This is a genomic window from Plantimonas leprariae (genome assembly GCF_008802405.1).
Lineage (GTDB): Bacteria > Pseudomonadota > Alphaproteobacteria > Rhizobiales > Rhizobiaceae > Plantimonas > Plantimonas leprariae.
Genome location: NZ_VZDO01000005.1, coordinates 161,298 through 187,794, shown reverse-complemented (window position 1 = coordinate 187,794; position 26,497 = coordinate 161,298). Strand labels below are relative to the sequence as shown.

The 26,497-nt window shown below is 66.6% G+C and carries 24 protein-coding genes; 8 read left to right on the top strand and 16 right to left on the bottom strand.

Annotation, left to right across the window (positions count from 1 at the left end; translation table 11 throughout):
• Positions 1-50: 50 nt before the first annotated feature.
• Complete coding sequence (locus F6X38_RS09020) at positions 51-509, bottom strand: TspO/MBR family protein (RefSeq protein WP_202617954.1); 459 nt, start codon at positions 507-509, stop codon at positions 51-53.
• 136 nt (positions 510-645) lie between these two features.
• Positions 646-972, bottom strand: coding sequence for a hypothetical protein (locus F6X38_RS23325; RefSeq protein ID WP_161992678.1), 327 nt, complete (start codon positions 970-972; stop codon positions 646-648).
• Between the two features lie 309 nt (positions 973-1,281).
• Here F6X38_RS23325 and ppsR point away from each other — a divergent pair, with 309 nt between their 5' ends.
• The gene (gene ppsR / locus F6X38_RS09015; protein WP_161992677.1) at positions 1,282-2,682 is read left to right on the top strand and encodes a transcriptional regulator PpsR; all 1,401 of its coding nucleotides are present in this window, start codon (positions 1,282-1,284) and stop codon (positions 2,680-2,682) included.
• 40 nt (positions 2,683-2,722) lie between these two features.
• Here the strand turns inward: ppsR and F6X38_RS09010 are convergent, their stop codons facing one another.
• Entirely contained in the window at positions 2,723-3,514 is a 792-nt protein-coding gene (locus F6X38_RS09010) for a DUF2189 domain-containing protein (RefSeq protein ID WP_150969382.1), read from the bottom strand.
• A gap of 281 nt (positions 3,515-3,795) precedes the next feature.
• A complete protein-coding gene (locus tag F6X38_RS09005) occupies positions 3,796-4,068 on the bottom strand; it encodes a hypothetical protein (protein WP_161992676.1) in 273 nt (90 codons plus the stop codon).
• A 184-nt stretch (positions 4,069-4,252) separates the two neighbouring features.
• Here F6X38_RS09005 and F6X38_RS09000 point away from each other — a divergent pair, with 184 nt between their 5' ends.
• The 3 genes from F6X38_RS09000 to F6X38_RS08990 all read left to right on the top strand — a co-directional run bounded on the left by F6X38_RS09000 (position 4,253) and on the right by F6X38_RS08990 (position 6,957).
• A complete protein-coding gene (locus F6X38_RS09000) occupies positions 4,253-5,569 on the top strand; it encodes a DUF3422 family protein (protein ID WP_150969380.1) in 1,317 nt (438 codons plus the stop codon).
• A gap of 229 nt (positions 5,570-5,798) precedes the next feature.
• On the top strand, positions 5,799-6,155 hold the full coding sequence (locus F6X38_RS08995) for a hypothetical protein (protein WP_150969379.1): 357 nt from the start codon (positions 5,799-5,801) through the stop codon (positions 6,153-6,155).
• Positions 6,156-6,567: 412 nt separating this feature from the next.
• Positions 6,568-6,957 (top strand): response regulator, encoded by a 390-nt coding sequence (locus F6X38_RS08990; protein ID WP_150969378.1) that lies wholly within the window; start codon positions 6,568-6,570, stop codon positions 6,955-6,957.
• A gap of 77 nt (positions 6,958-7,034) precedes the next feature.
• Here the strand turns inward: F6X38_RS08990 and F6X38_RS08985 are convergent, their stop codons facing one another.
• On the bottom strand, positions 7,035-7,514 hold the full coding sequence (locus F6X38_RS08985; protein WP_150969377.1) for a MarR family transcriptional regulator: 480 nt from the start codon (positions 7,512-7,514) through the stop codon (positions 7,035-7,037).
• 212 nt (positions 7,515-7,726) lie between these two features.
• Here F6X38_RS08985 and F6X38_RS08980 point away from each other — a divergent pair, with 212 nt between their 5' ends.
• Entirely contained in the window at positions 7,727-7,942 is a 216-nt protein-coding gene (locus tag F6X38_RS08980; RefSeq protein WP_150969376.1) for a hypothetical protein, read from the top strand.
• Between the two features lie 73 nt (positions 7,943-8,015).
• On the opposite strand, the gene F6X38_RS08975 is transcribed toward F6X38_RS08980, so the two are convergent.
• Positions 8,016-9,143 carry an epoxide hydrolase family protein gene (locus tag F6X38_RS08975; RefSeq protein ID WP_150969375.1) on the bottom strand — a complete coding sequence of 376 codons (1,128 nt, stop codon included), beginning with the start codon at positions 9,141-9,143 and terminating at the stop codon, positions 8,016-8,018.
• A gap of 191 nt (positions 9,144-9,334) precedes the next feature.
• On the opposite strand from F6X38_RS08975, the gene F6X38_RS08970 reads away from it, so the two are divergent.
• A complete protein-coding gene (locus F6X38_RS08970) occupies positions 9,335-10,135 on the top strand; it encodes a DUF1206 domain-containing protein (protein WP_150969374.1) in 801 nt (266 codons plus the stop codon).
• A 39-nt stretch (positions 10,136-10,174) separates the two neighbouring features.
• Here F6X38_RS08970 and F6X38_RS08965 read toward each other — a convergent pair whose 3' ends face one another.
• The 4 genes from F6X38_RS08965 to F6X38_RS08950 all read right to left on the bottom strand — a co-directional run bounded on the left by F6X38_RS08965 (position 10,175) and on the right by F6X38_RS08950 (position 18,271).
• Positions 10,175-12,280 carry an acyltransferase family protein gene (locus F6X38_RS08965; protein ID WP_161992675.1) on the bottom strand — a complete coding sequence of 702 codons (2,106 nt, stop codon included), beginning with the start codon at positions 12,278-12,280 and terminating at the stop codon, positions 10,175-10,177.
• 173 nt (positions 12,281-12,453) lie between these two features.
• Positions 12,454-15,603, bottom strand: a complete 3,150-nt coding sequence (locus F6X38_RS08960; protein WP_150969372.1) for an Ig-like domain-containing protein — start codon at positions 15,601-15,603, stop codon at positions 12,454-12,456.
• A gap of 201 nt (positions 15,604-15,804) precedes the next feature.
• Entirely contained in the window at positions 15,805-16,785 is a 981-nt protein-coding gene (locus F6X38_RS08955; RefSeq protein WP_161992674.1) for an O-antigen ligase family protein, read from the bottom strand.
• 391 nt (positions 16,786-17,176) lie between these two features.
• The gene (locus F6X38_RS08950; RefSeq protein ID WP_150969370.1) at positions 17,177-18,271 is read right to left on the bottom strand and encodes an acyltransferase family protein; all 1,095 of its coding nucleotides are present in this window, start codon (positions 18,269-18,271) and stop codon (positions 17,177-17,179) included.
• A 285-nt stretch (positions 18,272-18,556) separates the two neighbouring features.
• Between F6X38_RS08950 and F6X38_RS08945 the strand changes: the two genes are divergently transcribed.
• Entirely contained in the window at positions 18,557-18,910 is a 354-nt protein-coding gene (locus F6X38_RS08945; protein WP_150969369.1) for a hypothetical protein, read from the top strand.
• Positions 18,907-20,580 (top strand): GDSL-type esterase/lipase family protein, encoded by a 1,674-nt coding sequence (locus F6X38_RS08940; RefSeq protein WP_150969368.1) that lies wholly within the window; start codon positions 18,907-18,909, stop codon positions 20,578-20,580. The genes F6X38_RS08945 and F6X38_RS08940 overlap by 4 nt, the downstream gene beginning before the upstream one ends.
• Positions 20,581-20,596: 16 nt before the next feature.
• On the opposite strand, the gene F6X38_RS08935 is transcribed toward F6X38_RS08940, so the two are convergent.
• The 6 genes from F6X38_RS08935 to F6X38_RS08910 form a co-directional block, all read right to left on the bottom strand.
• Positions 20,597-21,253 carry an SGNH/GDSL hydrolase family protein gene (locus tag F6X38_RS08935; protein WP_246191266.1) on the bottom strand — a complete coding sequence of 219 codons (657 nt, stop codon included), beginning with the start codon at positions 21,251-21,253 and terminating at the stop codon, positions 20,597-20,599.
• The gene (locus F6X38_RS08930; RefSeq protein ID WP_150969367.1) at positions 21,250-22,383 is read right to left on the bottom strand and encodes an endo-1,4-beta-xylanase; all 1,134 of its coding nucleotides are present in this window, start codon (positions 22,381-22,383) and stop codon (positions 21,250-21,252) included. Before F6X38_RS08930 ends, F6X38_RS08935 begins: the two co-directional genes overlap by 4 nt.
• Before the next feature lie 5 nt (positions 22,384-22,388).
• On the bottom strand, positions 22,389-23,276 hold the full coding sequence (locus F6X38_RS08925) for a polysaccharide pyruvyl transferase family protein (RefSeq protein WP_150969366.1): 888 nt from the start codon (positions 23,274-23,276) through the stop codon (positions 22,389-22,391).
• Positions 23,273-24,130 carry a glycosyltransferase family 2 protein gene (locus F6X38_RS08920; protein WP_150969365.1) on the bottom strand — a complete coding sequence of 286 codons (858 nt, stop codon included), beginning with the start codon at positions 24,128-24,130 and terminating at the stop codon, positions 23,273-23,275. Before F6X38_RS08920 ends, F6X38_RS08925 begins: the two co-directional genes overlap by 4 nt.
• 9 nt (positions 24,131-24,139) lie before the next feature.
• Positions 24,140-25,408, bottom strand: a complete 1,269-nt coding sequence (locus F6X38_RS08915) for a glycosyltransferase (protein ID WP_150969364.1) — start codon at positions 25,406-25,408, stop codon at positions 24,140-24,142.
• A gap of 192 nt (positions 25,409-25,600) precedes the next feature.
• Entirely contained in the window at positions 25,601-26,443 is an 843-nt protein-coding gene (locus tag F6X38_RS08910; RefSeq protein ID WP_150969363.1) for a sugar phosphate isomerase/epimerase family protein, read from the bottom strand.
• Positions 26,444-26,497 lie beyond the last annotated feature (54 nt).

The window sequence follows — 26,497 nt, the reverse complement described above, 5'->3', positions numbered from 1 at the left end:
ATGCCCAGCCGAACCGGAGGGCGCCGCGGGCGCGCTCCGCGGTTCGAGGCCTACGGCGCCGCCGCGTTCATCCGGAGCACACCCCAGTTGAGCGCAGCGGCGATCGTAACCCAGATCAGGTAGGGGACGAACAGGATGGCGGCCGTCGCGGAAATGCCGGCCGCCGCCACGATGAAGGCCGCGATCGCCAGCCAAAGGAGCAAGACCTCCGCCATGGCGAGATCGATCCGGCGCATGCCGAAGAAGATCGCCGACCAGAGCGCGTTGAGCACGAGCTGGATGCCCCACAACCAGACTGCCGGACCGCCCGGCTCGTTCCGCCACACGAGCCACCCGGCGATCACGATCATCACGTAGAGCACGGACCACACGGCGCCGAAGGCCCAGTTCGGCGGCGTCCAGGACGGCTTGCGCAGCCGTTCGTACCATTCGCCCGGTCGAAAGAAGCCACCGCTCGTTGCCGCGGCGAATCCGAGGAGCCCGAAGACGGCGAGGGTCCAGTCGATCAAGCTCCTGCCTCCCGTTCCCGCCTTGTCGATCCGATCAGCTAAGCGAGCGGTCGGCCGAAAAAAGAGCGCATGTCGATAGGCGCGCTCCTGTCGGTGTTTCCGCCGGACCGCAATGGGGCCCTAGATCGGCCAATCGTCAGTTGGCCGGGAGGCCGAGTTCCTGACGCTCCAGCCGTCGCGGCCGGGGATGGCGTCGGCGCTTGCCGTCGGCGTCGACGGGCCTGTCGCGGGGCTGCTTGTCCTGGCAGACGAGACGATAGATCTTCGCCACCTCGCTCATGAGACCCAGGCGAACCAGTTCGCCGAGCGCTTCGGGTTGGTCGGCGATGCCGTGCGCCCTTCGCCAGCCCTCTACGGCCGCGATGAGATCGTCGTTCACATAGGCGGCCACGCAATAGCGGCGAAGAACACCCTCGCCGGGCCATGGCTCGCCGTCACCCCCCGATGCTTCGCTGTTCCACACGGCACCCTCCTCCGTCGCGAAGCGGCTGCGAAGTCTTGTCGCTTCCTTGCCGCACAGCATTGCGAGGGTAAGGTTAGGTCCAAACCGGCGGCGGCGTCCATACCGTCCGTGCCGTTTGCCAGCAAATATTCGCGCCTCGGGCGGCTGGCGGCTCGCGCATGTCCCGGTGACCGGACGCACCGCTTCGGCAGCACGCCGGTGGAGAACGCGATCCTTCGGATCGACTTTCTCCGGCACCGATTGTGTCCGGTGAGCACGAGCCGATATAACGTCGGCGAGCAGACGCTTCCCCCGAGTTATCCCGACCCGATGGCATCGAAACCTTCCCCGCCGCGCCTGCAGCTTCCGGCCGCCGATAGCCAGACCCTCGCCGATCTCATCGCCGCCTCGGCCGACCTGACCATGGTGGTCGACGCCAACGACGTCATCGGCGATCTTTCCCACAACCTGCAGGACGTTTCGGCCGCGCCGATCGCCGCGTGGCGGGGCAAGCGGATCGACAAGGTCGTCAATCATTCCAGCCATCCCGCGCTGAAGGCCATGCTGCTTTCGGCGCGCGAGGGCCGGCCGACGAGCGGCTACGAGATCGGCCACTCCCTCGGCGGCGGCGACGCGCTGCCGCTGCAATATTCCGCCTTCCATGTCGGCGGCGACGGCGAGATCGTCCTGATCGGACGGGACCTGCGTCCGACCGCGAGCCTCCAGTCGCGCCTTCTCAACAATCGGCAGTCGCTGGAGCGGAACCGGCGGCGCCAGCGGCAGGCGGAAACCCACTACCGGATCCTGTTCGAGACGGTCTCCGACGCCCTCGTCGTGCTCGACGCCGACACGGGCAAGGTGCGGGACGCCAATCCTCGGGCGGCGGCGCTGCTGCGCTCGGCGCCGGCGGCCCTTGTCGGCAAGGCGCTGCCGGCTCTTTTCGAGAAGGGCGAGCGGGCGGAGATGAAGGCGATGCTCGCCCGCGTTGCCGCCACGGGCGCTCCGGCCACGCTGTCGACCGATGCCGCAGGCAGTCGGGACGGTCTGTCGCTCGCCGCGGAACTCTTCCGCGCCGACGACCTGAAGCTGATCCTCGTCCGCCTCTCGCCCGGAAGGCCCGACCGCGGCCCGGATGCCGCACTGGACGCCGGTCTCGGCGACCTCGTCCGCAACGCGTCCGAGGCGATCCTGCTGATCGACGAGGACGGAACGGCAAACTGGGGCAACGAATCGTTTCTGGCGCTGGCGGGCATTCCCCTCGCCGCGCAGGTCGTCGGGCGTCCGCTGGACGCCTACCTGCAGTGGCAAGGCATGGACCTCGACTCGATCCTCGACCGGGTGCGGACGAGCGGACGCATGCCGATGGTATCGGGCGTCCTGAAGGCGGTGGACGGACGTTCCCTCGAGATCGAGACGTCGATCGTCGCCCGGTCCGGCGAGCCCGGCTCGGGCTATGCGCTCGTCATGCGCCCCCGTTTCGAGGGCGAGGGCGACCCGGGCCGCGGCACGGGCGGCGGCGCCCTCCTCCGGGACGATTTCATCGAGATGGTCGGCCGCATGCCGATGAAGGATTTGATCCGCGACACGACCGACGTCATCGAGCGCATGTGCATCGAGGCCGCGCTCAAGCTATCCGGCAACAACCGAGCCTCGGCGGCACGGATGCTGGGCCTCAGCCGGCAGGCGCTGTACCTGAAGCTCAACCGCTACGGCATCGCCGACGACGAATGACCGCACTGGGGCCGGCGGCTTTCGCGGTCGACGGGCAACCTCATTCGACCAGCTTGCGGTAGAGATGCCAGGTCGCATGCCCGAGCACGGGCAGCACGACCGCAAGGCCGATGAACAACGGCACCGAGCCGGCGAAGAGCAGCACCCCGATGATGCCGCCCCAGACCAGGATCGGCACGGGGTTGAGGGCGGTCGCCCGCAGCGACGTCCCGACCGCGGCCGTGACCGTCATCGGACGATCGAGCAGCAGCGGAAACGTCACGACGCTGATGCTGAGCGCGACGATCGCGAAGAACAGCCCAACGATGTTGCCGACGACGAGCAGCGTCCAGCCTCGCGCCGAGGTCAGGACATCCGACGCGAAAGTCGTGAGGGACTCCTGGCCCTGCCCGGAATAGATGAGCGCGTATATGGCCTGCGCGCTCAGGAGCCAGAGCAGGAAGACCGCGAGAAGGACGACGCCGAACCCGACGATCGAGGTGAGCTGCGGCGAAGACAGAACGTCGAAAGCGTGCCGCCAGGACATATCGGCGCCGCTCTCGCGCCGGCGGCTGATCTCGTAGAGGCCGAGCGCCGCGATCGGACCCAGCAGCGCGAAGCCGGTGACGAGTGGATAAAGCAGGGGAAGCGCGCCGTTGCCGGACGTCCACAAGCCGATCAGGACGCCGACGATGGGATAGATGAGTACGATGAACGCGTAGTGGGAAGGCTTGTCCATGAAGTCGGACCAGCCTTCGCGAAGCGCGGCCTTGACGTCCGCGACGCCGATCGTGCGAACGTGGACATCCGTCAGCGTTCGGTGCGAGATCGGGTTTTCCGCAAGCTTTGCCATGACGATTTCTCCCGGGCCAATTGACCGGAGCGACGGCAGCCTGAACTCTGGGTTATTCCTCCGATGCTTTCCCGACACAGGCCGAACGCCGCTCGATGCGATGCACGCTGCCTTCGCCTCGCTGCACGCTTGTCGCCACGTGGCGACAGGCTGCTTTCGAGGCGTTTCGTCGACAGTAGATATGTGCGTGCGACGGGCCGTCGAGGGGCGCGCCGCCCGGCCTCGGCTCCGCTTGCCGCAATCCGGCTACGGATAGCTGCGGCCGGTCGGCGGCAGAGGCTTCACCGCAGGAAATAGGCGGAAGCGAGAAGCGCCATTGCGAGCAGGGCGACGACCATGACCGCCAGCAGATCCGGCAGCACGCCGTCGGCAGTCCGGTCGGATTCGACTTCCGAGTCGTCGCGCCCGAGCAACGCCCGGCTGGCGATCTCCTGATTCTCGCGCTTGCGCAGCGAATAGGCGAAGGACGCGCCGACGATGATCACACCGGACAGCAACGTGAAGAACGTCAGGACGATGAGCGGGCTGCTGCTGGTCACGGCTTCCATCTCCACCCACGGATGAGCGGCTAATCGGCCGGCCACCACAAGGTTCCCCGGCCGGGCGGCAAGCGTTGCGAGGCGGCTGACGGATCGGGCACCCCGTTCGCCCAGCGGGCAGGCGTCTCGACAATCCGGCACGGCGGATGCGAAGATCGCCTTCGGATCGAATCCTCCCCGTTTAAGAGAGGTTCCGGCGATGCCAAACGAGCGATCGCAGTTCGATCTCGAACAGGCGGTGGTCGCCCCCCTCTTCGGCTTTGCGGCGCATCCGGAACGGTCGGCCGCGCTCGGCGAGATCCATGCGCGCCCGCACCCGGTGCTCGAAACGCCGAGCGTGCTGATCCAGATCGCGTTCATGACCGAAGCCGGGTCGACCAAGGACGAGGCGCTGCTTCGCGAGCTTTCGCACCTCGCCGGCGCCGCCGCGCCCGGCCGAAGCGTCCGGCAGCATGCGATGCCCTGGTGGAAAGGCTCCTTGCGGTGGGAACGCCACACCGAATTCTCGACCTATCTCTGGATCGGGCCTCTCGATGCCGACGGGCCCGAGCCGGGAGACGTGCCCTTCGGCAGCGGCTTCCAGCCGCCGGGCGCGGCGATCTCCGGCATCCGCCTCGAACTGCGCGAAAGGACGGCCGCGGCGGAGCAACTCGTCGCCTCGTTCGATCCGGGCAGCCTCTGCCTCTCGCTGGTGGAAGCCGGCAGCGCGACGGTGGCGACGGATTTCCAGCAGGATGCGGACGGCCTGACGCGCATCCTCGTTCTTGACGGCGGCCTTTCGCCGGAACGCCTCGGCGCGCTGTGCCAGCGGGTGATGGACCTCGAAACCTACCGGACGCTCGCGATGCTGGGGCTGCCCCTGGCGCAATCGCTGTCGCTGCGCACGCGCCACATGGAGGATCGCCTGGCGACGCTGACGGGCGAGATACGGGAGGCCGAGCGGCGCGACAGCCAGACCCTCTTGTCGGAACTGACCGACCTTGCCGCCGAGCTCGAAGCCGACGCCGCCGCGAGCCTCTATCGCTTCGGGGCCAGCCGCGCCTATGACGGCATCGTGGAGGAACGGCTGGCGGAACTCGGCGAGCAGCCTTTGTCCGGATTCGATACACTGCAGGCGTTCCTGCAGCGACGCCTGGCGCCGGCCATGCGCACCTGCCGATCGGTGGAGGAGCGGCAGGCCAACCTGTCCCAGAAGCTGGCGCGGGCGGCGGACCTGCTGCGCACCTGGGTCGATGTCGAGGTCGAGAACCAGAACCGCGATCTGCTCGCTTCGATGAACGATCATGCCCACGCGCAGCTTCGGCTGCAGCAGACCGTCGAGGGCCTCTCGGTGGCGGCGGTATCCTATTATGTCGTCGGTCTCGTCGGATACCTGGCGAAGGGAGGCGGCGTCTTCGGGCATGCGGTCGCGCCCGAACTCGTTACCGCGGTCTCGGTGCCCGTCGCGGTCGTCACGATCTGGTGGCTCGTCCGCAAGGCGCGGCGCGCGCATGGCGGCATCGCCGACAGGACTTGAACCGGCGGCAGCGTCGGCATCGCGAGGACGGCGGCATCCTTCCCGGTTCGAGGCTTTACTTCCGTCTCGCCGCCGCTGATGTTGAAGCCGCCATGTATCGCGTCGGCCAGGATCATGCCGCGGTGCGATGCGCTCGGCGAGAGACGCCAACGAGCGTGTCCACCGCGACGTCGGCCGCCATGCCAGTCAGTCGGAAGCATCGATGATCAGATAAATCGGGGAGATCGACGTGGAAAAGGCTTCGCAGATCGTCATCGCGACGAAGATTCCGTGCATGCGATACGAAGGCGGCGAGGACGAGCGCCTGTGCGTCGTTCTCGCCTATGCGCTCGGCTTGATCGGGACGCGGCACATCGTGACGGAGGCATCGCGCTCCATCGCCAAGATCTACACTTACCGGGGCGAACTGGTGGTCGCGACGAACCAGCCGCTGCCGGCGTCCTGGCGAATGGCGTTCGAGCGCGCCTGGGAGGAAGTCGGCTACGAGCCGGCGGACAGCGTCTCCTTCGTGAACGTCGACGCCTCGGAATGGGACGGGTTCTGGCGCCATCGCAGCTTCGACGGCGACGCGAGACCTCGCCCGTAACGGTCCGCCTCGACGGACGGACGACGGTCCGCCCGCCGACGGTCCTCTTTGAAGGCGCGCTCGATCCGGTCCCGGAGCAGCTTTACGAGGCAGGCCAGCGCCGTGCGGTCGCCGGTCGTGACGAAAATCTCGACCGGCGGCATGCTGGGAACGAGCTTCAACCGCCGAGCCTGGCGAGTTCCGCCGCGCCGGTCGAGATGCGCGCGACGTAGAAGCTGCGGCTCGTATACTGAACCGATCGCCTGCTGCGAATGCTCGGCAGCGCCCCTATCGGCCGCAGCGATGAGTCGGCAGAGCCATCGGCCGGAGCCGATATGTAGGAGCGACCAATAAATCCTTGATCGGATCCTGCCGCGCCCCGCGCCGTCGCGCGTTCCCGCATGCATATCCACTGTGACGAGTGCGAAGCGACATGACGATCTCGGGTGACTTGGGCGAGCTGGTCGGCAAGAACGTGCTTGTGGTGGAGGACGAGTACTTTCTGGCGACGGAGATGGCGGAGGCGGTGCGGCAGGCGGGCGGCACGGCGCTGGGTCCGGTGCCGGACGTGGAAGGGGCGATGGCGATCATCGCCGCGGCGCGGGTCGACGCGGCGGTGCCCGACATCCGGCTGGGCGACGAGACCTCGTTTCCGGTGGCGGCGGCCTTGAAGGCCAAGGGCGTGCGGGTCGTGTTCGTCACCGGCTACGACGACTGGTTCCTGCCGAACGAACTCGACGACGTGCCGGTCTACCGCAAGCCCGCCGACCCCGACAACGTCGTCCGCATCCTCCTCGAACCCAAACCCGGCGACAAGGCCTGATGCAGGCGGCAAGGAGGTCCGCGCCCTTCGTGCTGGTGAACCAAGGGCGAAGGGCGATCCGACCTTTTCTGGAGAATCTACCGCAAGCGACGCAGACGCGTCGCCAGAACGAGATCGAGCCGGCCGAGCGTCGCGGCGATCTGCTTGTCCTGGCCGAACGCGGCGGCGAGCTCGGCCTCCAGCGCCTGCTCGATGCCGCGCACCGCCTCCGCCTTCTTCCGTCCGGAGTCGGTCAGGTGCAGGAGGACCCGGCGCGCATCCGTCACGTCGGGTAGGCGCACGACCCAACCTTTGCGTTCCAGGATGTCAGCCATCTTCGATACTGTCGACGCGCGGACCGATAGCGCATTGGCGATATCGATCACTGAGCGCGGTGCATGATTCTCGAACAGCAGCAGGAACTGATCCTGCCCGACAGCGACATCGATATCGGCAAGCTTTATGCCGACGAGCTGGCGCACGGACTTCGAAATCGACAATAGAGGCGGAAGAAGGACGAGATCCCCTGTTTCGTCTCTGCTCATATCCATCGATCTGTTGACCGCCGCGCTTGCCATCGTCGGTTTCCCTCCGCCGGTCTTAACTCCATGACAAATAGTCAGATTTGTCGAAATGTCGCATCTATCGATTGCATAGCCAGCGGATGACTTCGGGCGGATTTTCTCCCGTTGAACCCCATGAATAGAAAGCGATATTAGCACCTTTCATCGTGAAAAGGTCGCATGCCGATCAAAGCCTTATCTACCTGCCGCAAAGAACTTGTCGGCACTTGGAAGCGAAAGCGAGCCAGCCAAGAAGTTCCTTCAGAATTTCGCCGAAACGGCGCTTCCGCTCGATGCACTATGTGTCTGCGCCGATGTCAGGCTCGGCGGCGCTTTCGTCGACAGCGAACAACAAGATTTTCGGCGTCGTCTCCGAGACGCTGCCGGCCAAGGTCGCCGCCCAGTTCCATAGCGGCTTGTGGAACCCGGATTCGGCCGACTGAACGGTTCCAGCAGTTTCCTGGAGGCCGGCGGGGTACGCTTCCCGCCGTGTCCGCTTCGCCAGCGGGTCCGGTGCTATCGCTTGTCGGCGAAGAAGGCGCGCATGTCGGCGAGGAGCAAGTCCGGCTGCTCCAGGGCGGCGAAGTGGCCGCCCTTCGGCATCTCCGTCCAGCGCCGGATGTCGTAGGTCTTCTCGGCCTGACTGCGCGGCGGTGGCGGGAAGACCGGATCGGGAAAGGCGGCGACACCGGTCGGAACCGCGATCTGGGTGCCCGCCGGGAACTGGCTCGACCCTTCGAGCATGCGGCCGCGATACATCCATGTCGACGTCACGAAGCTTCGCTCCGCGAGGTAGAGCATGACGTTCGCGAGGATCATATTCTCGTCGAACGTTTCCCAGAGTTCCGGCCGCCCGTCAGTGCTCCGACGGATATCGGCCCAGGCGCCGAACTTCTCCAGGATCCAGGCCGCCACGCCGACCGGGCTGTCGGCCATCGCGACGCCGAGCGTCTGCGGCCGCGTGCCCTGCTGGTGCGAGTAGCCGCCCTCCTCCTTCGCCAGTTCCGCTCGCCGTGCCGCCCAGGCGAGTTCGTCGGGGCTTTTCGGCACGGCATCCTCGGCCTGGATCAGCACCATGTTCAAATGCATCGCGGCGCAAAGGTCGTCGTGACCCTTCGCCATCCATGCGGCGATCGCCGCGCCCCAGTCGCCGCCCTGCACGAGGTAGCGCTTCGCACCGAAGAGTTCGAGCATCAGGAGGTGGAACAGTTCCGCCGTTTGCCGCGGCCCGATCGGCGACGCCGGCCGCCCCGAGAAGGCGTAGCCCGGCAGCGACGGCACGACGACGTCGTGCCCGTCCGCCACCAGCGGCCCGACGAGGCGCTCGAACTCGATGAACGAGCCCGGCCAGCCGTGCAGGAGCAGCAGCGGCGGTCGCGAGCCGTCGCCCTTCACATGGACGAAATGCAGCCGCTGGCCGGAGATTTCGGTGGTGAACTGCGGCATGCGGTTGAGACGCGCCTCCTGCGCGCGCCAGTCGAACCGCGACAGCCAATGATCGACGAGACGACGCAGGTCCGCGAGCCCGACGCCGGACGTCCAGCCGCCGGCATCCGGCAGGCCTTCCCAGTCGAACGCCTCGACTCCGGCGCGGATGCGGTCGAGCCGCTCCTGCGGCACGGCGATCGTGAAGGGCTGCGGCATGGCGGGCTCGTTCGGTTGCCCGGCACGAAAGGCACCGGCGCTCTGCATCGAAGATCGAGCGCACGGCGAGGCCGGCAAGCCCGTCGCATCGCGCAAGGAACGATGCCGACGCCGATGGCGGCCACGGCGACGGGCTTCCCGGACGCGCCGACCTATCTAGAATTTCCCGCCGGCCGAAGGAGGATCACCGCTTGTCCGCAACCGACATCATTCGACGGCATGGCGGGTGGATCGAGAAGTCCGCACGCTCCGGCTACGCCGCGCGCGGCGTCGTGTTTCTGATCATCGGTTGTTTTGCTTTCAAAGCCTCCTACTCGACCGGACGGACGATGGGCTCGAAAGATACCGTCCAGTTCGTGTTCGGCTCGTTCGGCGGCATCGCGCTGCTCGTCGGGCTGGTGCTTGCGCTCGCGGCCTTCGCCGCCTGGCGGCTGTTGCAGGCGGTCCGGGACGTCGACGGTCACGGCACGAGCGCGAAGGGCATGGCGGTGCGCGCAGGGCTGACCGGCAGCGCCGTATCCTATGCCGCGCTGGCGGTCTTCGCCGGAACGCTGGCCATCGGGGTCGGCTCGTCCGGCGGCGGCGCAAAGGAGGCGCTGGCAAAGGCCTTCGAGGCCGGCTGGGGAGAAGCGCTGACCTGGCTCGCCTGCGCGCTGCTCGTCGCGGTCGGCATCGCTCATCTCTTCAAGGGCGGCACGGCCGGGTTCGAGAAGTTCCTGTCGGTTCCCGCGGAAAGCCGGAACTGGCTGATACCGGTCTGCCAGTTCGGCCTGATCGCCCGCGGCCTCACCTTCCTGCTTCTTGCCTACCTCATCGCGACGGGCGTCGCTTCGCTGGAGGACAACCAGACACCGGGCCTCGCCACCGCGCTCGAAGCCATGTCCGGCTGGCGCTTCGGCTGGGCCTTCCTCGCCGCGACCGGGCTCGGTCTCATCGCCTTCGGCATCTACGCATTCGCGGAGGCGAGATACCGCCGCATCGAGGTCCGCTGACGGCGCGCGCGACGGAGGATGTTCGAGAGCGAGAGCCGGTCAGTTGCTGAACGGCGGACGACCATCGGCGTTGCGTGCGAGGTTCCGAGGCGCCCCGGCCTCGCCGGCGGCGTTCTTCGCGAATTCGGCCGTGATCGCCGCCCGGAAGCTCGGGAATAGCATGTCGTTGCCGAGGCCGCTGAGGTGGTCCTGATCGAAGAACAGCGGCTTGCCGTCTCGGACCGCCTCGCAAGACGGCCCCGGACACAGGACCGGGAACGGGTCCCAGATCCCGATGCGCGGGAAGCGGGCGACCATCGCCTCCATCGCCGCGACGACCGGTGCCCGCCGCTCCTGCAGTTCCGATGCCGGAACGGAGAAACCGGCCCGGCAAAGCGGGTTCATCCGGTTGAACCAGTCGAAGCAGCGGAACGGCACCGTCTTGAACACGGGCGTCGGCGCTTCGAACACGATCCGCGCGCCGCTCTTCAGCAACTGGCCGGTGACCGCCTCGGCGCGGGCCTCGTTGATGGTTGCCGGCGAGGCGCTCGCCGGCTGCGCGGCATGCGCTTCGCCGACATCGCCCCATTGGTTCACGAAGCGCCGGATGCGGAGCGTCGGCAGGAACATCACGTCCTCGGGCTTCAGCGCCCCCTGCAGGTCCGAAGCCAGCCGGCTTTCGAAGTCGCGGCAGCGCTCGCTGCCCTCGCTGGAACTGAAGCCGACCATGCCGCAGCCGGGCAGCGAGTACATCCGGACCTCGCGGCCGGTCTCGTAGGCGAAGCGCTTGAGCAGCCGGGCGTAGTGGTCCGTGTGGGAATCGCCTGCCACGAACAGTCGCCCCTTGTCCGGCGGCGAGGCGCATCCTTCCGGCGCGAAGACGGCGAGATGGACGCCGGCCACGTCCCGCTTGTCCTCGGCCACCGTGCAAGTTCCGACCGGAAGCCGGAGGTTCTCGGATTCGGGATACCAGGTCGCGAGATCGCCCGTGGCGCTCAAGGTCAAGGCCGGCTTGTAGTGGAACAAGGTGCCCGCCGTGACGGCGACCAGCCCCGCCGCCAGCGCCGCGCGGGCGATCGGGCGGAGGCCCGCACCGGTCCGCCGCTGCCAGTCGCGCGCCGGCGCCTCGATCCATCGGTAGCCGAGAACCGAGAGCAGCCCCGTCAGCCCGGCGGCGACGGCCATGTCCAGCCAGCTTTCGAGGCCGACCGTCCAGCGCATCATCACGTAGACCGGCCAGTGCCAAAGGTAGAGCGAATAGGACAGCCGTCCGACTTCGAGCGCCGGCCGGGAGCGCAACAGCCCCGCCGCCGAGAGGTCCGGCCGGGACAGCGTCCCGGCGATGATGCCGAGCGTTCCCGCGATCGGCAGGATCGCCCAGGGAACCGGAAAGCCCGCCAGCGGCGGACAGGCGAGCCCGACGGCGAGGAGCAGCGCCGAGACCGCGACGGTCGCGTTCGCCCGTCCGGGGTGGTGGAGGAACGGCTTCCAGCTGTCGGCGGTCAGGCAGAGGAGCATGCCGGCGCCGAGTTCCCAGAAGCGCGGCGGCAGAAGGTAGAAGGCTCGCAGCGGCTGCGTCTGCGTCCACCACAAGCCGACGAGCAGCGAGGCAAGGGTCAGCCCGATCAGGATCGCGGTGCGCAGCCGGACGAAACGGACGCCGAAATACATCAGGAACGGAAAGACGAGGTAGAACTGCTCCTCGACCCCAAGCGACCAGGTATGCGTGAACGGGTTGAAGCTTGCGCTCGGCGAGAAGTAGTCGTTCCCCTTCGACAGGACGATGTTGCTGAGGCCGAGGATGGCCGCCATGCCGGTCCGGTCGATGTCGCGGCTCAGCCATGCTTCCGGCACGAACAGCACGAAGGCCAAGGCCGTCAGGACCACGACCGTACCGAGGAGCGGAAAGATGCGGAACAGCCGGCGGGCGTAGAAGAAGGACAGGAACGACCCGAAGGACGCGAACTTCCGGTCGATGATCGATTGGGTGACGACGAAGCCGGAAATCGCGAAGAAGACATCGACGCCGAGAAAACCGCCGGGGAGGAAGCTTTCCTTCAGGTGGAAGATGAGGACGGACAGGACGGCGACGGCTCGCAGGCCGTCGATTTCCGCGAAGTAGCGGTGCTGCGAACGGTTCAGGGCGCCGGATTTCGAACCGTCCACGACGTTTCCGTTTGCTGGCGGCCCGTTTCGCCGCACGAGAGATGCGCCGAGGCGCAAGAATTCCGCAGTGGCTTACCGCCGCCGGCCCTCTGAATCAAGATGCTGCAGCGCAGCAAAGCCGAGCGGCCGGCGCATGGATGGCGCCGGCCGCCCGTTGTTCTCCGAAGCTGCGATCAGGTGAACAGGAAGAAGTCCGGCTTTACCTGGGTCGGTGCGACGTTCTGCAGGGTGACGCTGTCCGCCGTCCCGAAAGTGATCACCGTGTCGTGGCCCGACGCCGTGAAATGGAGGTCGGCGAACTTGCTGACGCCGGCATGGTCGAACAGGATCGTGTCGTGCGTCGCCGCCGAGACGGTGAAGTTCTTGATCACGTCCTTGCCTGCGCCCTTCCCGAAGACGAACGTGTCCTGCCCGCCGCTGGTGAAGGTATCGGCGACGCCCGCATGCGAGACCAGCTTGATCCCGGCCGAGTAGCTCGTCTGCTGGTGGGCGCCGGAAGCGTCGGTGACGTCCGTCCAGACCTTCTTCGTGCCTTCGTAGTGGTCCTGCTGGGTCGTCGAGGCGATCTTCGACGAGCTGGCATAGCTGAAGGTGAAGACGTCCTTCGACTTATCGACGGCCGTGATGGTCGCCGAGGTCTGGCGGCCCGCCGTGTCGTAGCTGTGCGCCTCGCTGGAGCCGTTCGCTGCCGTCTTGGTATCGGCGACGACCTTATCGGCTGCCCAGGACGTGGTAGCCACGACCTTGCCGGCGGTGTCGTAGACCTTCTGCTGCTTGTCGTAAGCGGCGTTCTTGATGCCGTACTGCGTGTCGACATGCGACCCGTCCGTCTTGTAGACGGCCGAGAACGTCTTGTTGCCGACGGCATCGTACTTCTCGGACAGCAGCAGCTTGCCCGCGGCGTTCTTGTCGGTCACGCTGGCGGTTCCGTTCGTCGCGAAGGTCTTCTCGAGACGCGTCCCGTCCGGATCGAGGTTGCTCTGATAGACCACCTTGCCATCCTTCCATCTGGTGGTGGCGATGACCTTGTCGGACGTGTCGTAGGTGTTCTGGAACGTGTCGTATCCAGCACTCCTGTAGCCGTACTGGGTGTTCACGTGCGAGCCGTCCGCCTTGTAGACCGCGGACCAGGTCTTGTTTCCGGCTCCGTCATAGATCTCCGTCAGCGCAGGCTTGCCGTTGGAGAAGAACACGTCCTTCTTCAGGAGCTTGGTCTCGTCACCGGCGGTGAATTTCACCACCGTCTTCGATCCGTCCGTGGCGGTCTCGGTGTAGCCGGTCTTCAGCTTCGTCTTCGCGTCGACCACGTAGACCTTGCTGGCAGCCGGCGTCTGCGTCGCCGGAGGCGTCGAGGTCACGGGCGTCGAGACCACGGGCGTCGGAGCCACGACCACTGGGTCAGCAGGCTTCGGCACGGTGACCGGCGCGGTATCCGACGCCTTCGCGGGCGTGGTGGCGGCATCGCTCGTCGCCGGGGTGGTGCCGCCGGTCGTCTGTGCGATCACCTTGCCCGCTGCATCGTAGCTGATCGTCTTCAGGACCTGGTCGGGCTGACCGGGCTTCAGGGTGACCTCGACGCGCGAGCCGTCCGCCTTGGTGACCGTGTAGTTGATCTCCTTGCCGGTCACGCCGTCGTAGAAGTGGGTCTCCTTGCTTCCGTCCGCCTTCCAAGTCTGGAGGAAGATCTTGGTGCCATCCGCCTCGTAGCGCTCCTGCCGGATCATCGTACCGGCCTTGTCGTAGGCGTAGATCTCGGTCGTGTAGGCCCTGCCCTTCAGTCCGAGATTGCCTTCGACGCGCGAGCCGTCCGCCGCTCTAATGACGTACTTGTATTCAAGACCGGTCTTCGGATCGAAGATATGCGTCTCAGAGGCTCCGCTCTCGGTTTTGATGATGCGGGTCGTCAGCTTGTTGTCGGCGTTGTACTGCTCGTTGAGGGTCGTTACCCCGGATTTCGAGATGTCGAGGATGCTGGTCTGGCCGACCGTGCCCTTGTCGATGATGTGCCGCGACCCATCGGCGTTGTTGATTTCCCGGTAGGTCTCGACGCCCTTCGTGTAGCGGACGAACTGCTGCACGTTCCCCTTTTGATCGTAGTAGGTGTCGATCCGGTCGTAGCTTTTCCCGGCCACGGGGTTCGTCTGGTAGAACGAGTAGGTTCCGCCCTGGATCTTCGAAAGCACGTCCTGCCCGTACTTGAAGACGTACGAGAAGATCGAGGACGAGACGGTCAGCACCGTGCCGTCGGTGACGACGATGGAGGCGACGTTGCCCTGCGTGACGATGTCCTTCAGGCGCGCGCCAATCTCGGCGCCGGTGCCGATCTCGATATAGGACGGCAAGGACTGCAGGCCGCTTCGACCCGTCGCGTCCGTCGCGATCGTCGTCAGCGCAGTCTCGGCGCCCTTCGGCACCTTCACGCTCAGCGTGTAGTGACCGTCGGCGTCGACCTTCGCGACGCCGAGCTTGGTGTCGCCGTTGTAGACCGCGACATTCGTACCCGCCTTCGCGGTTCCCGACAAAGCCACTACGCGCAAGCCGTCAGCGGCTACCGCCCCGACCTTGTCGACCGCGAGCTTCGGCGCGTCGATGAAGATATCCTTTGCGGGCATCGCGACCGCGGTGCCGGTCTTGATGTCGAGTTTACCGAATTCCGCGGAGATCGTCTCGGTCGCTGCGCCGTCCCGGTAGAGGCCCTCGCCCCACAATACCTTCTGCTGACCCTGATAGCCGAGCGGACCCGAGTAGTCCGCGAGCACGACGCCATCTCGGGTGACGACCAAGCGGCCGTTTCCATCGGGGTCGAAGACCGCTTTGATGTCGAATTTGTAGTCGTGGCCCCGCTCGATGTTCTTCAGGTCGGTATAGACGACCTTCGCGACGGGCTTCCCGTCCGTTCCCGTATAGCGAACGGTCAGCTTCATCTTTTCGCCCGTCATGCCGAGTTCGAACGGCGGCGAGTAGCCGGTGAGATTTCCGGTCCACTCCGCCAGATGCAGTTGGCCGAGGACGAGCCAATTGGCCGTGTTTGGACTGCCGGGATCGAGCTTGAAATTGAATCCGACCTCGACCGGCTCCTTATTGCCGAACAAGGTCTTGCTGGCGAGCTGAGTCCGCTCGGACTTCATGCCTGATCGGGTATCCCAGTTGAACTGATCGCCATCCCGGAGTTCGAAGCGCATCACGTCGCTGCCGACGTAACTGACGCTATATTTCTTGTAGGACGACAGAAAGTCGAACTGGATATTGTCCAGTACAATACGGTAGGAAGCGGACGTTTGCGTGTCCGCAAGTTGATCCGGAGTAATGATGCGAGGAGCCATGTCACGCCTTCCTTGAACGGATGCCCGACACCTATTAGTAGTAGCGACCCTCTAAAGCCTTGTAGATGAATACATTAGCATTTTATCCAGTGACATCGAAGCTCGCGGCGACGCACGAGAATTTGAATAGACTGGAGTCCCCCCGAGAGTGGCGGCCGGACTTCACGACCGCCGAATCCGTAGATCGCGGAAAAGCCGAAATCACGTCGGTAGCGTTCGGTAACGATCCCGACGCTCCTTCAATTGCCGACGGCCGGAAAATCGAGCCTCGTTCTGTCGAACGACGCTCGCGCTTCGTGCGAATGACGCAACGGCGAACGCGAACCAGAACATGTCGTTCAGGGCCGGGTCTACGATGATGGTTTCCGAATAACTGCGGAAGGACAACAAGAGGAACACCGCCATCGGCAGGACGATGGGCAGTGCCTGGCGCTTCGCGATGAGTGTCAGAAGATTGATCGTCGCCACCGCCCACATCAGAACGGCGAGCGTCACGCCGGGCAGCCCGAGTTGGAAGCGAAAATCTATCCAAGCGTTATGCGCGTGGGCGATCGGCCAACCTAGTTCCGCATAAGCAAGCTTTTTCATCCATTCAAACGTCCAGGCTCCCTGTCCGTATCCCCAGATCGGGTTCTCCGCGATCATCCCCCATGCGAAGCCCCAAATGTCCGCCCGGCCAGTCAGCGTCCCCTCTCGCCCGAGAATGCTGAACAGGATGCCGCTGCTCAACACGACCACCGCGAGGATGCCGACACCGGCAGCAGCGAATGCGAGGGTCACGATCGGACTGCGGGTCCGATTCACGACGAAGAGGATAATGACTATGACTGCGGTAACGACCGCCAAGGCGAGGATCGCCGTGGCAGAGTTGGCGAGCTTGAGCAATAGAAGGGCAAGCAGAGCGAGTGGAACGACGTATTTGAGCGGATAGACCTTCAAGTATCCGCATATCAGCGAGATCGTGAACGCAAACGCCACCGTGACGCCCAGCCCATTCTTGTGCTGCATAGCACCACGCCACGCCCCTCTTTCGTCCGTCGTCAGCGACAGCGCGGGCATTGCGACAATCATCGCGAGCGATACGACACAAGATATCAGCAGCGCGATAAACAGCATTTTGAGCAGCCGCTGGAGTGGAATGAATTCCACTAAGTAGATTGCGTAAAGGGAGAAGACGAGCAATCGACCCGAGCGATTGAAAGATGTGCCAGGCGTTTCCGCCCAACGGGACGTTATCATTGCCCACAATATAAAAAGGAATATTGGCCAGTTTCGACGAAGCACCAAGATGGAAAACTGTGGTCTTTGAGCAAATAACCAGAGTACGTATGATAAGATTACGGTTAAGATAATGGTTGTGTTGAAGGGCGTTTTCGGAACGAGCGTATTGAGACCAATCGGGATGAGATACGAGTCAAGCGGGAATAAGGTGCCAAGGCAAGGAAACGCGATAATCAGAATAAGGAACGTCTCTCGGATAGAAAATCCGAAGATCGTGATCGAGCGTTTAGGCCTTACGAGCGGGCGTGCGTAGGCGTTAGCAAGGACCGGCCGGTGGACGCTCATCGGACGCTCAAGCCCTTCCCGTCGCCCGCGCCTCGTCCGGCGCTTTCCCGCGCGTCGAGGTCAGCGACTTTAGCGCGCTCGCAATCCGCCTTTCGACGACCACGTGGAACAGGACGCCTGCGCCGATCCCGATGAGGCCGAGGAGAAGAACCGCGATGTCGACCGGCAAATCTCGTGTCGGCAGCCGCGTCAGGGCCTGCGCGCCGAACGACAGTGCGATCGGGTGAACGAGATAGATGACGTAGGACGCGGCCCCCAGGAGCGCCAGCACGGCCGGCAGGCGGCGCGGGCGCCGGCGCTCGAGTTCAACGCAGCCGGCGACGAACATGGCGGCGGGCAGGCCGAAGGCGAGACGTCCGACGAGCGGATGATCCTGAACGGTGGTCGCGAACAGCATCGTCGCCACGAAGATCACGACGCCGACGGTCGCGAGCAGGAGCGGCGCCGGGACGCTGCGATGCCGCAGCATGACGGCGACACCGACGCCGAGGATGAACTCCATGTTGAAAGGATTGAAGAAAAAGGTCAGGGGGAAAGTCTCGACCTGCAGCAGCGACGCCGCGACGATCGCCGCGAACCAGATCGGAAGCAACAGGAGCGCCTTCCGGCCCGCCGCGATGATCGCCGCGAAGACGGCGTAGAAGAAGATCTCGTGCACGAGGGTCCACGCCACCCCGAGGACCGGCGGCACGGGATAGGGGAGCAGCAGCGCCGACATCGCGATGTTGACGGGATCGCGCTGGCTGGGAATCCCCCCCTGCGGAAATGCGACATATAGCGCCGTTAGCGGCAGCAAGACCGCCCAGTAGGGCGGATAGATCCGCAGGAACCGCTTCAGGGCGTAGCGGGGAACCCGCGCCGGCTCGCCGATGTCGTTCCAGTGCACCCAGGCGATGATGAAGCCGCTGAGGACGAAGAAGAAGTCGACGCCGACGTTGAAGTTGCCGAGATGGTAGCCGAACGGCACCGCATCGAAGAAGCGCGGCTGCTGGGCGATGCTGCCGGCGTGATGGAACACCACGAGGCCCGCCGCGACGGCGCGTCCGACCTCCAGCGCGCCGAACTTCAGTCGATCGTTTCCGCCATTGCCGACAGTCGCCATGATCTATCCCGCAAAGGTCTTGCCGTTGATCGGTCGGCGGCCGGCCTGCCGTCGTCGGTGACATGCCTTGGACGAGGTCGTCCGAACTGCGAGGCGAAAGACCGGCAGCGGCGCATCGCCGACCCGTCTTGCCATCCGCGCGCGGACGCTTCCATTCTCCCGGCTTGCCTTATGCCGGCATTCCTTCGCATGTGCGAGACGAAAACCGCAAGGCTGCCTTGCAAAGTTATCCCCTCGGCCCCGGTGCTCCGTAAGCTTGCAATCGGTCAGTCAGCGAGGTTCCGGATGCAGCTCTTCTTCGACAGCTATCCCAACAATTCCGGCCGCGCGCAGTTCGCACCGGCCTTCCCCGACTACGTCGAAGACGTCGTCCTGGCTGCCGACACGCTCCTGCGCCTGCCGATCCCGGTCGAGGCGCGCTTCGCCGTCTTCAGCTTCGACGGCGACGTTCGGGTGCGCCTCGGCGACGCAGCGACCATAGTCGCGCTGCCGGCCGCGACGTCGCAGACCGGCAGCGGCGGCGAACTCAACCCCGTCGCTCGGCGCATCTCGCCGCGGCAGGGCGAGGCGGCACCGGCGACGCATATCTGCATGCGCGCGCCGGCCGCCTGCACTGGCTCGGTGAGCTTCTACGCATGAGCGGCCTTCTGAACGGCTACCCCACCGTCCGCGGCGGCACGCGCCGCCTCGCCATCGCGCTCACCGCGCTCGTCGTCGGCGAAAACGCCGCGCCCGGAACCGAGGTAGGGCAGCTGACGGGGCCGGCGGAGGGCTGGTCGTACCATCTCGTCGACAACGCAGGCGACATGTTCGCGCTCGACGGGCGGCGGCTCGTCGTCGGTGCGACGCCGCTGAACTACGCGACGACCCCTTTCCCGAAGCTGCTCGTCGCCGCGACCGACGGCAAGCGCGCCGCGGCGGATCTCCTCGCCGTCAGCGTTCGGCGCGCCCTGCCCGAGCTGCCCTTCGCGGCCGGCGCGAGGGTCGCGGCGATCGGCGACTCGCAGATCGGCTACAACAACACGTTCGGCGCGAAGGTCTCGGAAGCCAACAAGGCCGCCTATTCGACGGCCTACGGCTTCATCGAGCAGGCGCAGTCGCTCGACCAACGCTTCCGCTTCGACAACTGGTTCGACCCGGCCGATCCGCGCGGGCTCAATTATGCCGGCGCCAACCAGGGCCTGCATGGCGACCACATGGAATGGCTGTCGCAGCCGCAGTATCTCGGCGGAATGACCGCCCGTCTGCCGGCCGTGCTGGCGCGGCGACCGGACATCCTGATCATAGAGGGCGGCCTCAACACGCTGCATTCGGGCGACGATACCGACGGCAAGCCGCTGCCGGCGAGCTACGTCATCGCCAAGCTCGATCGGATGCTGGTGGACGCCCGCGCCGCCGGGGTCTGGACGATCCTCGTCGCCGTCTATCCGACGGGCCTTTGGCCGGCCGGCGACTCGCGCCATGCCGAGCTGGCGAAGCTTGCCGAGTGGTGCCGCGCGCAGGCCGGGCGCGAGGGCGTGATCGGCGTTCTGGATGCCGCCGACCTGCTCGCCCCCGCGGGCGTCCTCGACGCGGCGATGTTCAAAGCCGACAAGACGCATCTGTCGGTGCGCGGCGCGCTGGCGGTCGCGCGGCAGAAGCTGCTGCCGCTCCTCCAGACAGCGATCCGGCCGGGCTCCACCTTCGACCAGGACCCCGGCCGGGCGAACCTTCTCGCCGCCTCGGTCGCGAACATGGCGGGCACCGGCGGCACCACCGGTGGCGGGCTGTCGGCCAATGGCGAGACCCGCAGCGGACAGGTCGCGACAGGCCTGACGCTGACGATCGGCCGCAACTGCTCGTTCGTCGCCTCCAAGAACACGATCGCCGGCCCGAGCGAGGAGCAGGTGATCGCGATCACCCCCGGCGGCACGTCCGCCGGCGCCTATGCCGAACTGACCTTATCGGGCATGGTCGCCATGGAGGCCGCCGATCCGAACCAATGGTACCAGGCGTTCCTAGAGGTCGAAACGGGCGGTGACGGTCTCGGCTTCGCCTCGCTGATCGCCCGGCAGCAGCAGGGGGCGACCATCGTCACGCAGACGCAGGCCCTCCAGCGCGAATCGAGCGCCGACTTCGCGCTCGGCGACGGCGGCGGAGCGCGCAGCTTCTGGCTCCAGACCGAGCCCTTCCGCTCCGCCGACGCCTACGACCGGATCGACATTCGGCTGCTGCTGACGTTCTCGAAGACGACCGCGCCGTTCACGGTGCGGGTGCGCAAGCCGATCGTCCGGCGCGTTGCGGACCCTCGCCCGGCTTGGGGATACTAGCGGCGGCCGGCGTCGCTCACGGCCGCGTCGGCTCGCAGGTCGGCACGAGATGGCGGACGAGCTCCGGCACCATGATGCGGGACGCGATCTCCGGGCGCGGATGCGAGCCGTCGGGAATGGCGTCCGCGATCTCGTCCGGCGTCAGCTTCGCCCAGAGCGGCGCGAAATCGACGAAGCCGTCGCCGAGCGTCTCGGCGGCGGCGCGGTGCGCGGCGATATAGAGGCCGAGCAGGGGGCGGCCCCAGTTCCGCCGCCCGGTGAAAGGATTCATGCCCATGCCGTAGAGACGGGCGTTCGGCAGGCCGGCGCGCAGCTCGCGGAAGATCTCCGCGATGTTGCCGCGGCTGCCCCAAAGCGTGATCGGCCGGTGCAGGGCGGCATCGTTGGCATAGAACTCCACCAGCACCACATCCGGAGCGAGCGCCACCACGTCGCCGACATGCTCCAGCCCCCAGTCGGAGGTCGAACCGCTACGGGCGACGGTTCGGACCTCGACGGGTCGGAGCAGGCAGGTGCGGAGCGCTTCCTCCAGCGGTTTCTGCCAGCCGCCGCGGGCCGTCAGCGAGGTTCCGAACGTCGCGACCCTGAAGGTCGGCTCCTCCGCCTGCGCCGGCAGGTCGAGGAAGGCACCGGCCACGATCATCGCCGCCGCGGCGGCCAGGAGCCGGCTCATCGGCTCGGCGCGTTGCGGAACGCGCTCGCCAATGCATACCATATCGGCTTGCGCTCGAACGCCTCGTCCAGAGGCATGCTGCGCTGCGGCAAGCCGTCGAGGCGCGGCGCGTAGCCGGTCAGCCAGTTCTCGGAATCCGACAGGCCCCAGGTCAGGACGCCGGTCACCGCTTTCTCGTCCAGCGCCGCGTCGAGATAGCGCCGAACGAGCGAGGCACCGAAACGGTCGCGCTTGCCGATGTCGCCACCGACCTTGCGTTCGTTCATGTCGAGTTCGGTCAGGCGGATTCGCAGATCGAGCCCCGCCAGATCCGCCAGGAACTTACGAAAGACGCCTTGGCTGAACGGATACCAGGCGATGAGATGGCTCTGAATGCCGACGGCGTGGATCGGCGCGCCTCGGGCCTTCAGGGCCTCGACGAGACGGAGCACCGCCGCTCGCTTGGCTGCCTGGTCGATGCGATCGTATTCCAGCCCGAAATCGTTGTAGCAAAGGACAGCGTCCGGATCGGCCTCGTGCGCGACGCGGAAACAATCGGCGAGAAAATCGTAGCCGCGCTCGTAGGGTCCCCAGCGGCGCAGGCCGTCGGGCCGCCCCTCCGGCACGTTGACCGCCTCGTTCACCACGTCCCATTCGCGCACACGCCCGCGATAATGGCCCATGATGTCGCGGATATGGGCGAAGACGAGTTCCTCGCCCTCTCGGCCATGAAGACGCGGGATCGCCCAAAGCGGCGGGTTCTGGTGCCAGACCACGGTATGACCGCGCAGGGCGAGGCCGTTGTCCGTCGCGAAGCGCAGCAGTTCGTCGCCGGCACGGTAGTCGGCACGACCCTCGGCCGGCGCTGTCGGACGCCACTTCATCTCGTAGCCGGCGACGATGCTGGCAACCTCGCGCAGGACGGCTTCCCGCATCCGGGCGTCGTCGCGCAACGTCTTCTCGAACACCGCGCAGCCATAGGTGAGGCCGCGACCTGCCGCGATGGTCTTCAGCGCTTCACCCTCGACGGACGCCGCCGGACGCGGCATCCCCAGCGTCGCGCAGGACGCACCGAGGCCGACAAGGACGGTGCGACGTCCGACCCGCGCTTCCGCCGCACTGAGCGAAAGATCGGTGGAAGCGCCGCGCATCCGGCTCAGCCGTCGACCGGCCGGTGGTCGGCGAGGATGCGCTCCGCGTTGGTCTGCAGCTTGTCGAGCACCCGGTCGAGCGCGGCGTCGGAGCTGAGCTGCGGCTCGATGCGGCGGGCGCGCGCCAGACCCGCGGCCGCCGCGGCGACGAAGCCGAGGTCGACCGATCGGACGGCGAGCTTGACGAGGCCGGTCGGCTTCTCGAACCAGTCGTCCTTGCCGCTGAGCGCGAGCCGCGCCTCGCGGACCGACGACGGCGGCAGCGTGTGGGGCCGGAGCGAGACGTCGAGCGCCTCCGCCCAGTCGTACCACTTCATCCGGTGGGTCGCGTCGACCGGCGTGATCGCCACCCAGGGCACGCGCAGCGCGTCGGAGACGATCGCCCCGTGCATCGCCTCGGTGATCACCATTTGGCTGCGGCAGATTTCCTCCAGCACCTGCTCCACCGGCAGGCGGGGATTGAGGAAGTGCACCCCGGCGAGCTTGCAGACCCGCTCCCAGAAGCCGCGGCCGATGCTCTGGTAGTGCGGCATGAAGGACACGGGGATCGTCTTCGGGAAGCTGTTCCTCCAGTGCCGGGCGATCAGGATCGCGGTATCGCCGGCGACGGCTTCCGGCCCGAGCCCGCATGCCGCCGCCGAGCGGGGGCCGCGCACGCAATAGACCTGCCATTTCTCGTCCAGCTTCGGCGGCGGCGTGTAGCCACCGTAGCCGGAGCCGAAGACGATCTTCTTCGCGTCCTTCGGATGATGGTCGAAGAGGATCGAGCCGATGGCGAGCAGCATCTCGTCCTCGTTCTCGTCGAGCACGCCCGGCAGCAGCTTCGGGACGAGCCAGGGGTTCAGCTCGTCGCCGAAATTCGTGTGGAACCCTCGGAAGAAGTAGAGCTTCATGCGGCCTTCGCGGCGCCTCGGTGGATCAGGAAGTCGCGGTAGCCCTTCCGCATGGCGTCTCTGAAGTCGGGCTTGGATTTCAGCTTGCCGGTCTCGCGGACGAACTCGCGGAAGATCCGCACGCCCTTCCGGGAAAAGGTGTGCTTGGCGAAGATCGCGCCGCCGCCGTAGTAGTAGTACAGCTCGCGCTCGGTGATGTTGTCGTCGGTTCGCCGGTGATCGTGCGAGACCGCCGCGTCCGGGCTGTAGACGCCGGCCCAGCCGGCGGCGCTGGCTCTCAGCCCCATGTCCCAGTCCTCGCCGGCGAGCGGCGTGCCGGAGCCGAAGCGCGGATCGAACCGGCCGATCTCCTCCAGGCATTCGCGGCGGAACGCCATGTTCGAGCCCTGCACGAAGCCGCGCCAGATGAACTTGCCCGGCGGCATGTAGCGGATTTCGGGATACTCGACGCAGCCGCTCATCGACGTGGCGGGATCGTGCCGCCAGACGCGCCCCGAGCCGAAGCCGAGCTTCGGGTCGCTCGCGAAGACGCGAAGCCAGTTCCGCACGAGCCCCTCGTCGGCATAGCAGTCGTCGTCGACGAAGATGTGGATGTCGCCGGTCGCTTCGGCGAGCGCGACGTTGCGGCCGGCCGAGTTGCCGGGGACGAATGTCTGCCGGACCCGCACGTCGTAGCGGCTCCGCGCGGCGAAGGCGTGCAGGCGCTCGAAGGAGGTGCCGTCGTCCGAGCCGTTGTCGACTAGGAACAGTTCCATCCCGGCGGGCGCGTCCATCGCCTCGATATGATCGAGGCAGGTGCCGAGCCGCTCGCCGCCGTTCTTCGTGCAGACGGTCAGGCTGACCTTTGCCGCCATGATCCTTCCTCAGTTCGCCGCGAGCGAGGATGCCGCCGCATCCGGCTCTAGCATCCCGCGCACCGCCGATGCCATCATGGCGCGGCCGTAGGTCGTCTCCTGCAGGCGCCGGGCGTCGCGGGCGAGCCGTTCCCGCAAGCCTGCGTCCTCGGCCAGCCGCACCAGCGCCGCCGCGAAGTCCGGCATGCTCCCCGCGACGAGGAGATGCCGGCCGTCCTCCACCGACAAGCCTTCCGCGCCGATCGGCGTCGAGACGACGGCGCGGCCGAAGGCCATCGCCTCCAGGATCTTGATCCGCGTGCCGCCGCCGAAGAAGATCGGCGCGATGACGGCATGCGCCGCCTCGTAGTAGGGCACCACCGACGGCACGTTGGAATGGAGTTCCGCTCCGGCACGGGCGAGCTTCTCCCGCAGCGCCTCCTTCGGGTCGAAACCGACCACGACGAGGCGAACGCCGGGCACGCGTTGCCGCACGATGGGCCACGCCTCGTCGAGAAAGCGATGCAACCCCTGCTCGTTCGGCTTGAATCCGAGGTTTCCGACGAAGAGGATCGTAAAGTTTCCGTCCGTCGCCGGGGCGAGCAGCGGCCTGTCAATGACGTTCGGCACCTCCGCGACCCGCGCGCCCGGCACCCGCCGCGAGAGCTCCGCCGCGTCGTTCGCGCTGCAGATGCTGACCGCCTGCCACGAGGCGAGAACCCTGTCCTCGGCGTCGGTCATGCGCTTGACGTCGAGGGTCATCGCGAGCTTGCGGTCGAAGCGCTTCCAGCCGAGCGTTTCGGCCTCGCGGACGAAGAACTTCGACAGGACGTCGTCGAAATCCACCACCTTCCGCCCGATCTCGACGAGGCCGTCGGCCGACAGCGCGTCGATGATCGCCGCCGAGGGCAGGCGCGCCGCGAAGGCGACGTCGTAGCGCCGCTGCGGCAGGCCTTGAGCGAGCGAGCGAAGGTCGGCGAGCGGCAGGCGCGGCGCGTTCGGCGACCCCATGCGCAGGAAGTCGAGCCAGGCGCCGAAGCGGCGATGGACGAGCCGCGAGCGCTCGGCGCTGCGTTTCCAGCCGGGTAGTCCGGCCACCGTTACGCTCCGCGCAAACCGCCGGATGGCGGTTTCCTGTTCCCCGGACAAGCGCAAACCCGTATCGGGATGGAGGATGACGAGATCGACCTCGCCCGCTTCCGACAGCGCCCGGAGAAGGAACCACGCCCGCTGCGAGCCGCCGACCCCGTTCTCGATCGGCACGAACTGCATGCAGCAGAGGATCGACTTCGCGGTCATCAGATGCGCCCGTCGACCCGGGCGGGATGCGGCACGAGTGTCGAACGCAGTGCCCGCGGTTCGCTCCCTGCCCTCACCATCCAGTCTCCGCGTTGCAGCCCGCGTGCGTTTTGCACTGCACAATCACACTCGGTCAAGCGAACGGCAGCCATGCGGAAAGCGCGCGGTTAACGTGTCGGGACGATCGCTCCGTCAATTCGCTGCTGACGTGCGGTCGCCGACGATGCCGCGCAGGAATCGCGCGACGCCTTCCGCTTCGCCGGCGGCGAGGCCGTGCGTGACCAGCGCGCCGTCGAAACCGGCATCGCGCAGCGCGCCGACATAGTGCGGCCAGTCCACCGCGCCCTGCCCGGCCGTCGCGAAGCTGCCGTCCGTGCGCCTGTCCTTCGCGTGCGCCAAGGCGATATCAGGACCGAGCAGCCGAATCGCCTCCGTTATGGCGACGCGCACATCTTCCGTCTGCCCGTGCTCGAAGAGGTTCGCCGGGTCGAGCACGATCCGGATCGGCCCGCCGGGAAACAGGTCGAGCAGCGCCCGCGCCCGCGCCGCACCGTTTACGACGTTGGCGAGTTCCGGCTCGACGCCGATGCGGACTCCATGCCGCTCGGCGACGGGCACGATGCGGCGGAACTCCGCGACCATCTCGTCCCAGGCGGCCGGCGTATCGTTGTCCGGGTGGAAGCGCCATTGGTCGTCAGGGTCGCGACTGCCGGAGCAGACCGTGACGAGCCGCGTCCCCATCCGCGGCGCGGCGGCGGCGATCGCCTCGAAGGCTTGTCGCCCTTCCGCGCGTTTGGCTTCGTCCGGATGCGTTATGTTGTAGGTCGCCGACACCGCCGCGATCTCGATGCCCGCCGCGTCCGCCGCTCGGGCGATCGCCTCGGCTGCGTCGTCGGGCACATGTGTCGGCAGGGGCCCGAGGCCGGAACAGGCCATGTTGTACTGGACGGCCTCGTAGCCGGCCGCGCGCGCCGCGCCGAGCACCGCGTCGGGCGTCTCGCCCTCGAAGGTCTTCGCGAAGATGCCGAGTTTCATCGCCCCGTCCCGACGTCCGACAAATCGGCCGCTTCTAGCGCGGGTTCGCCGGCG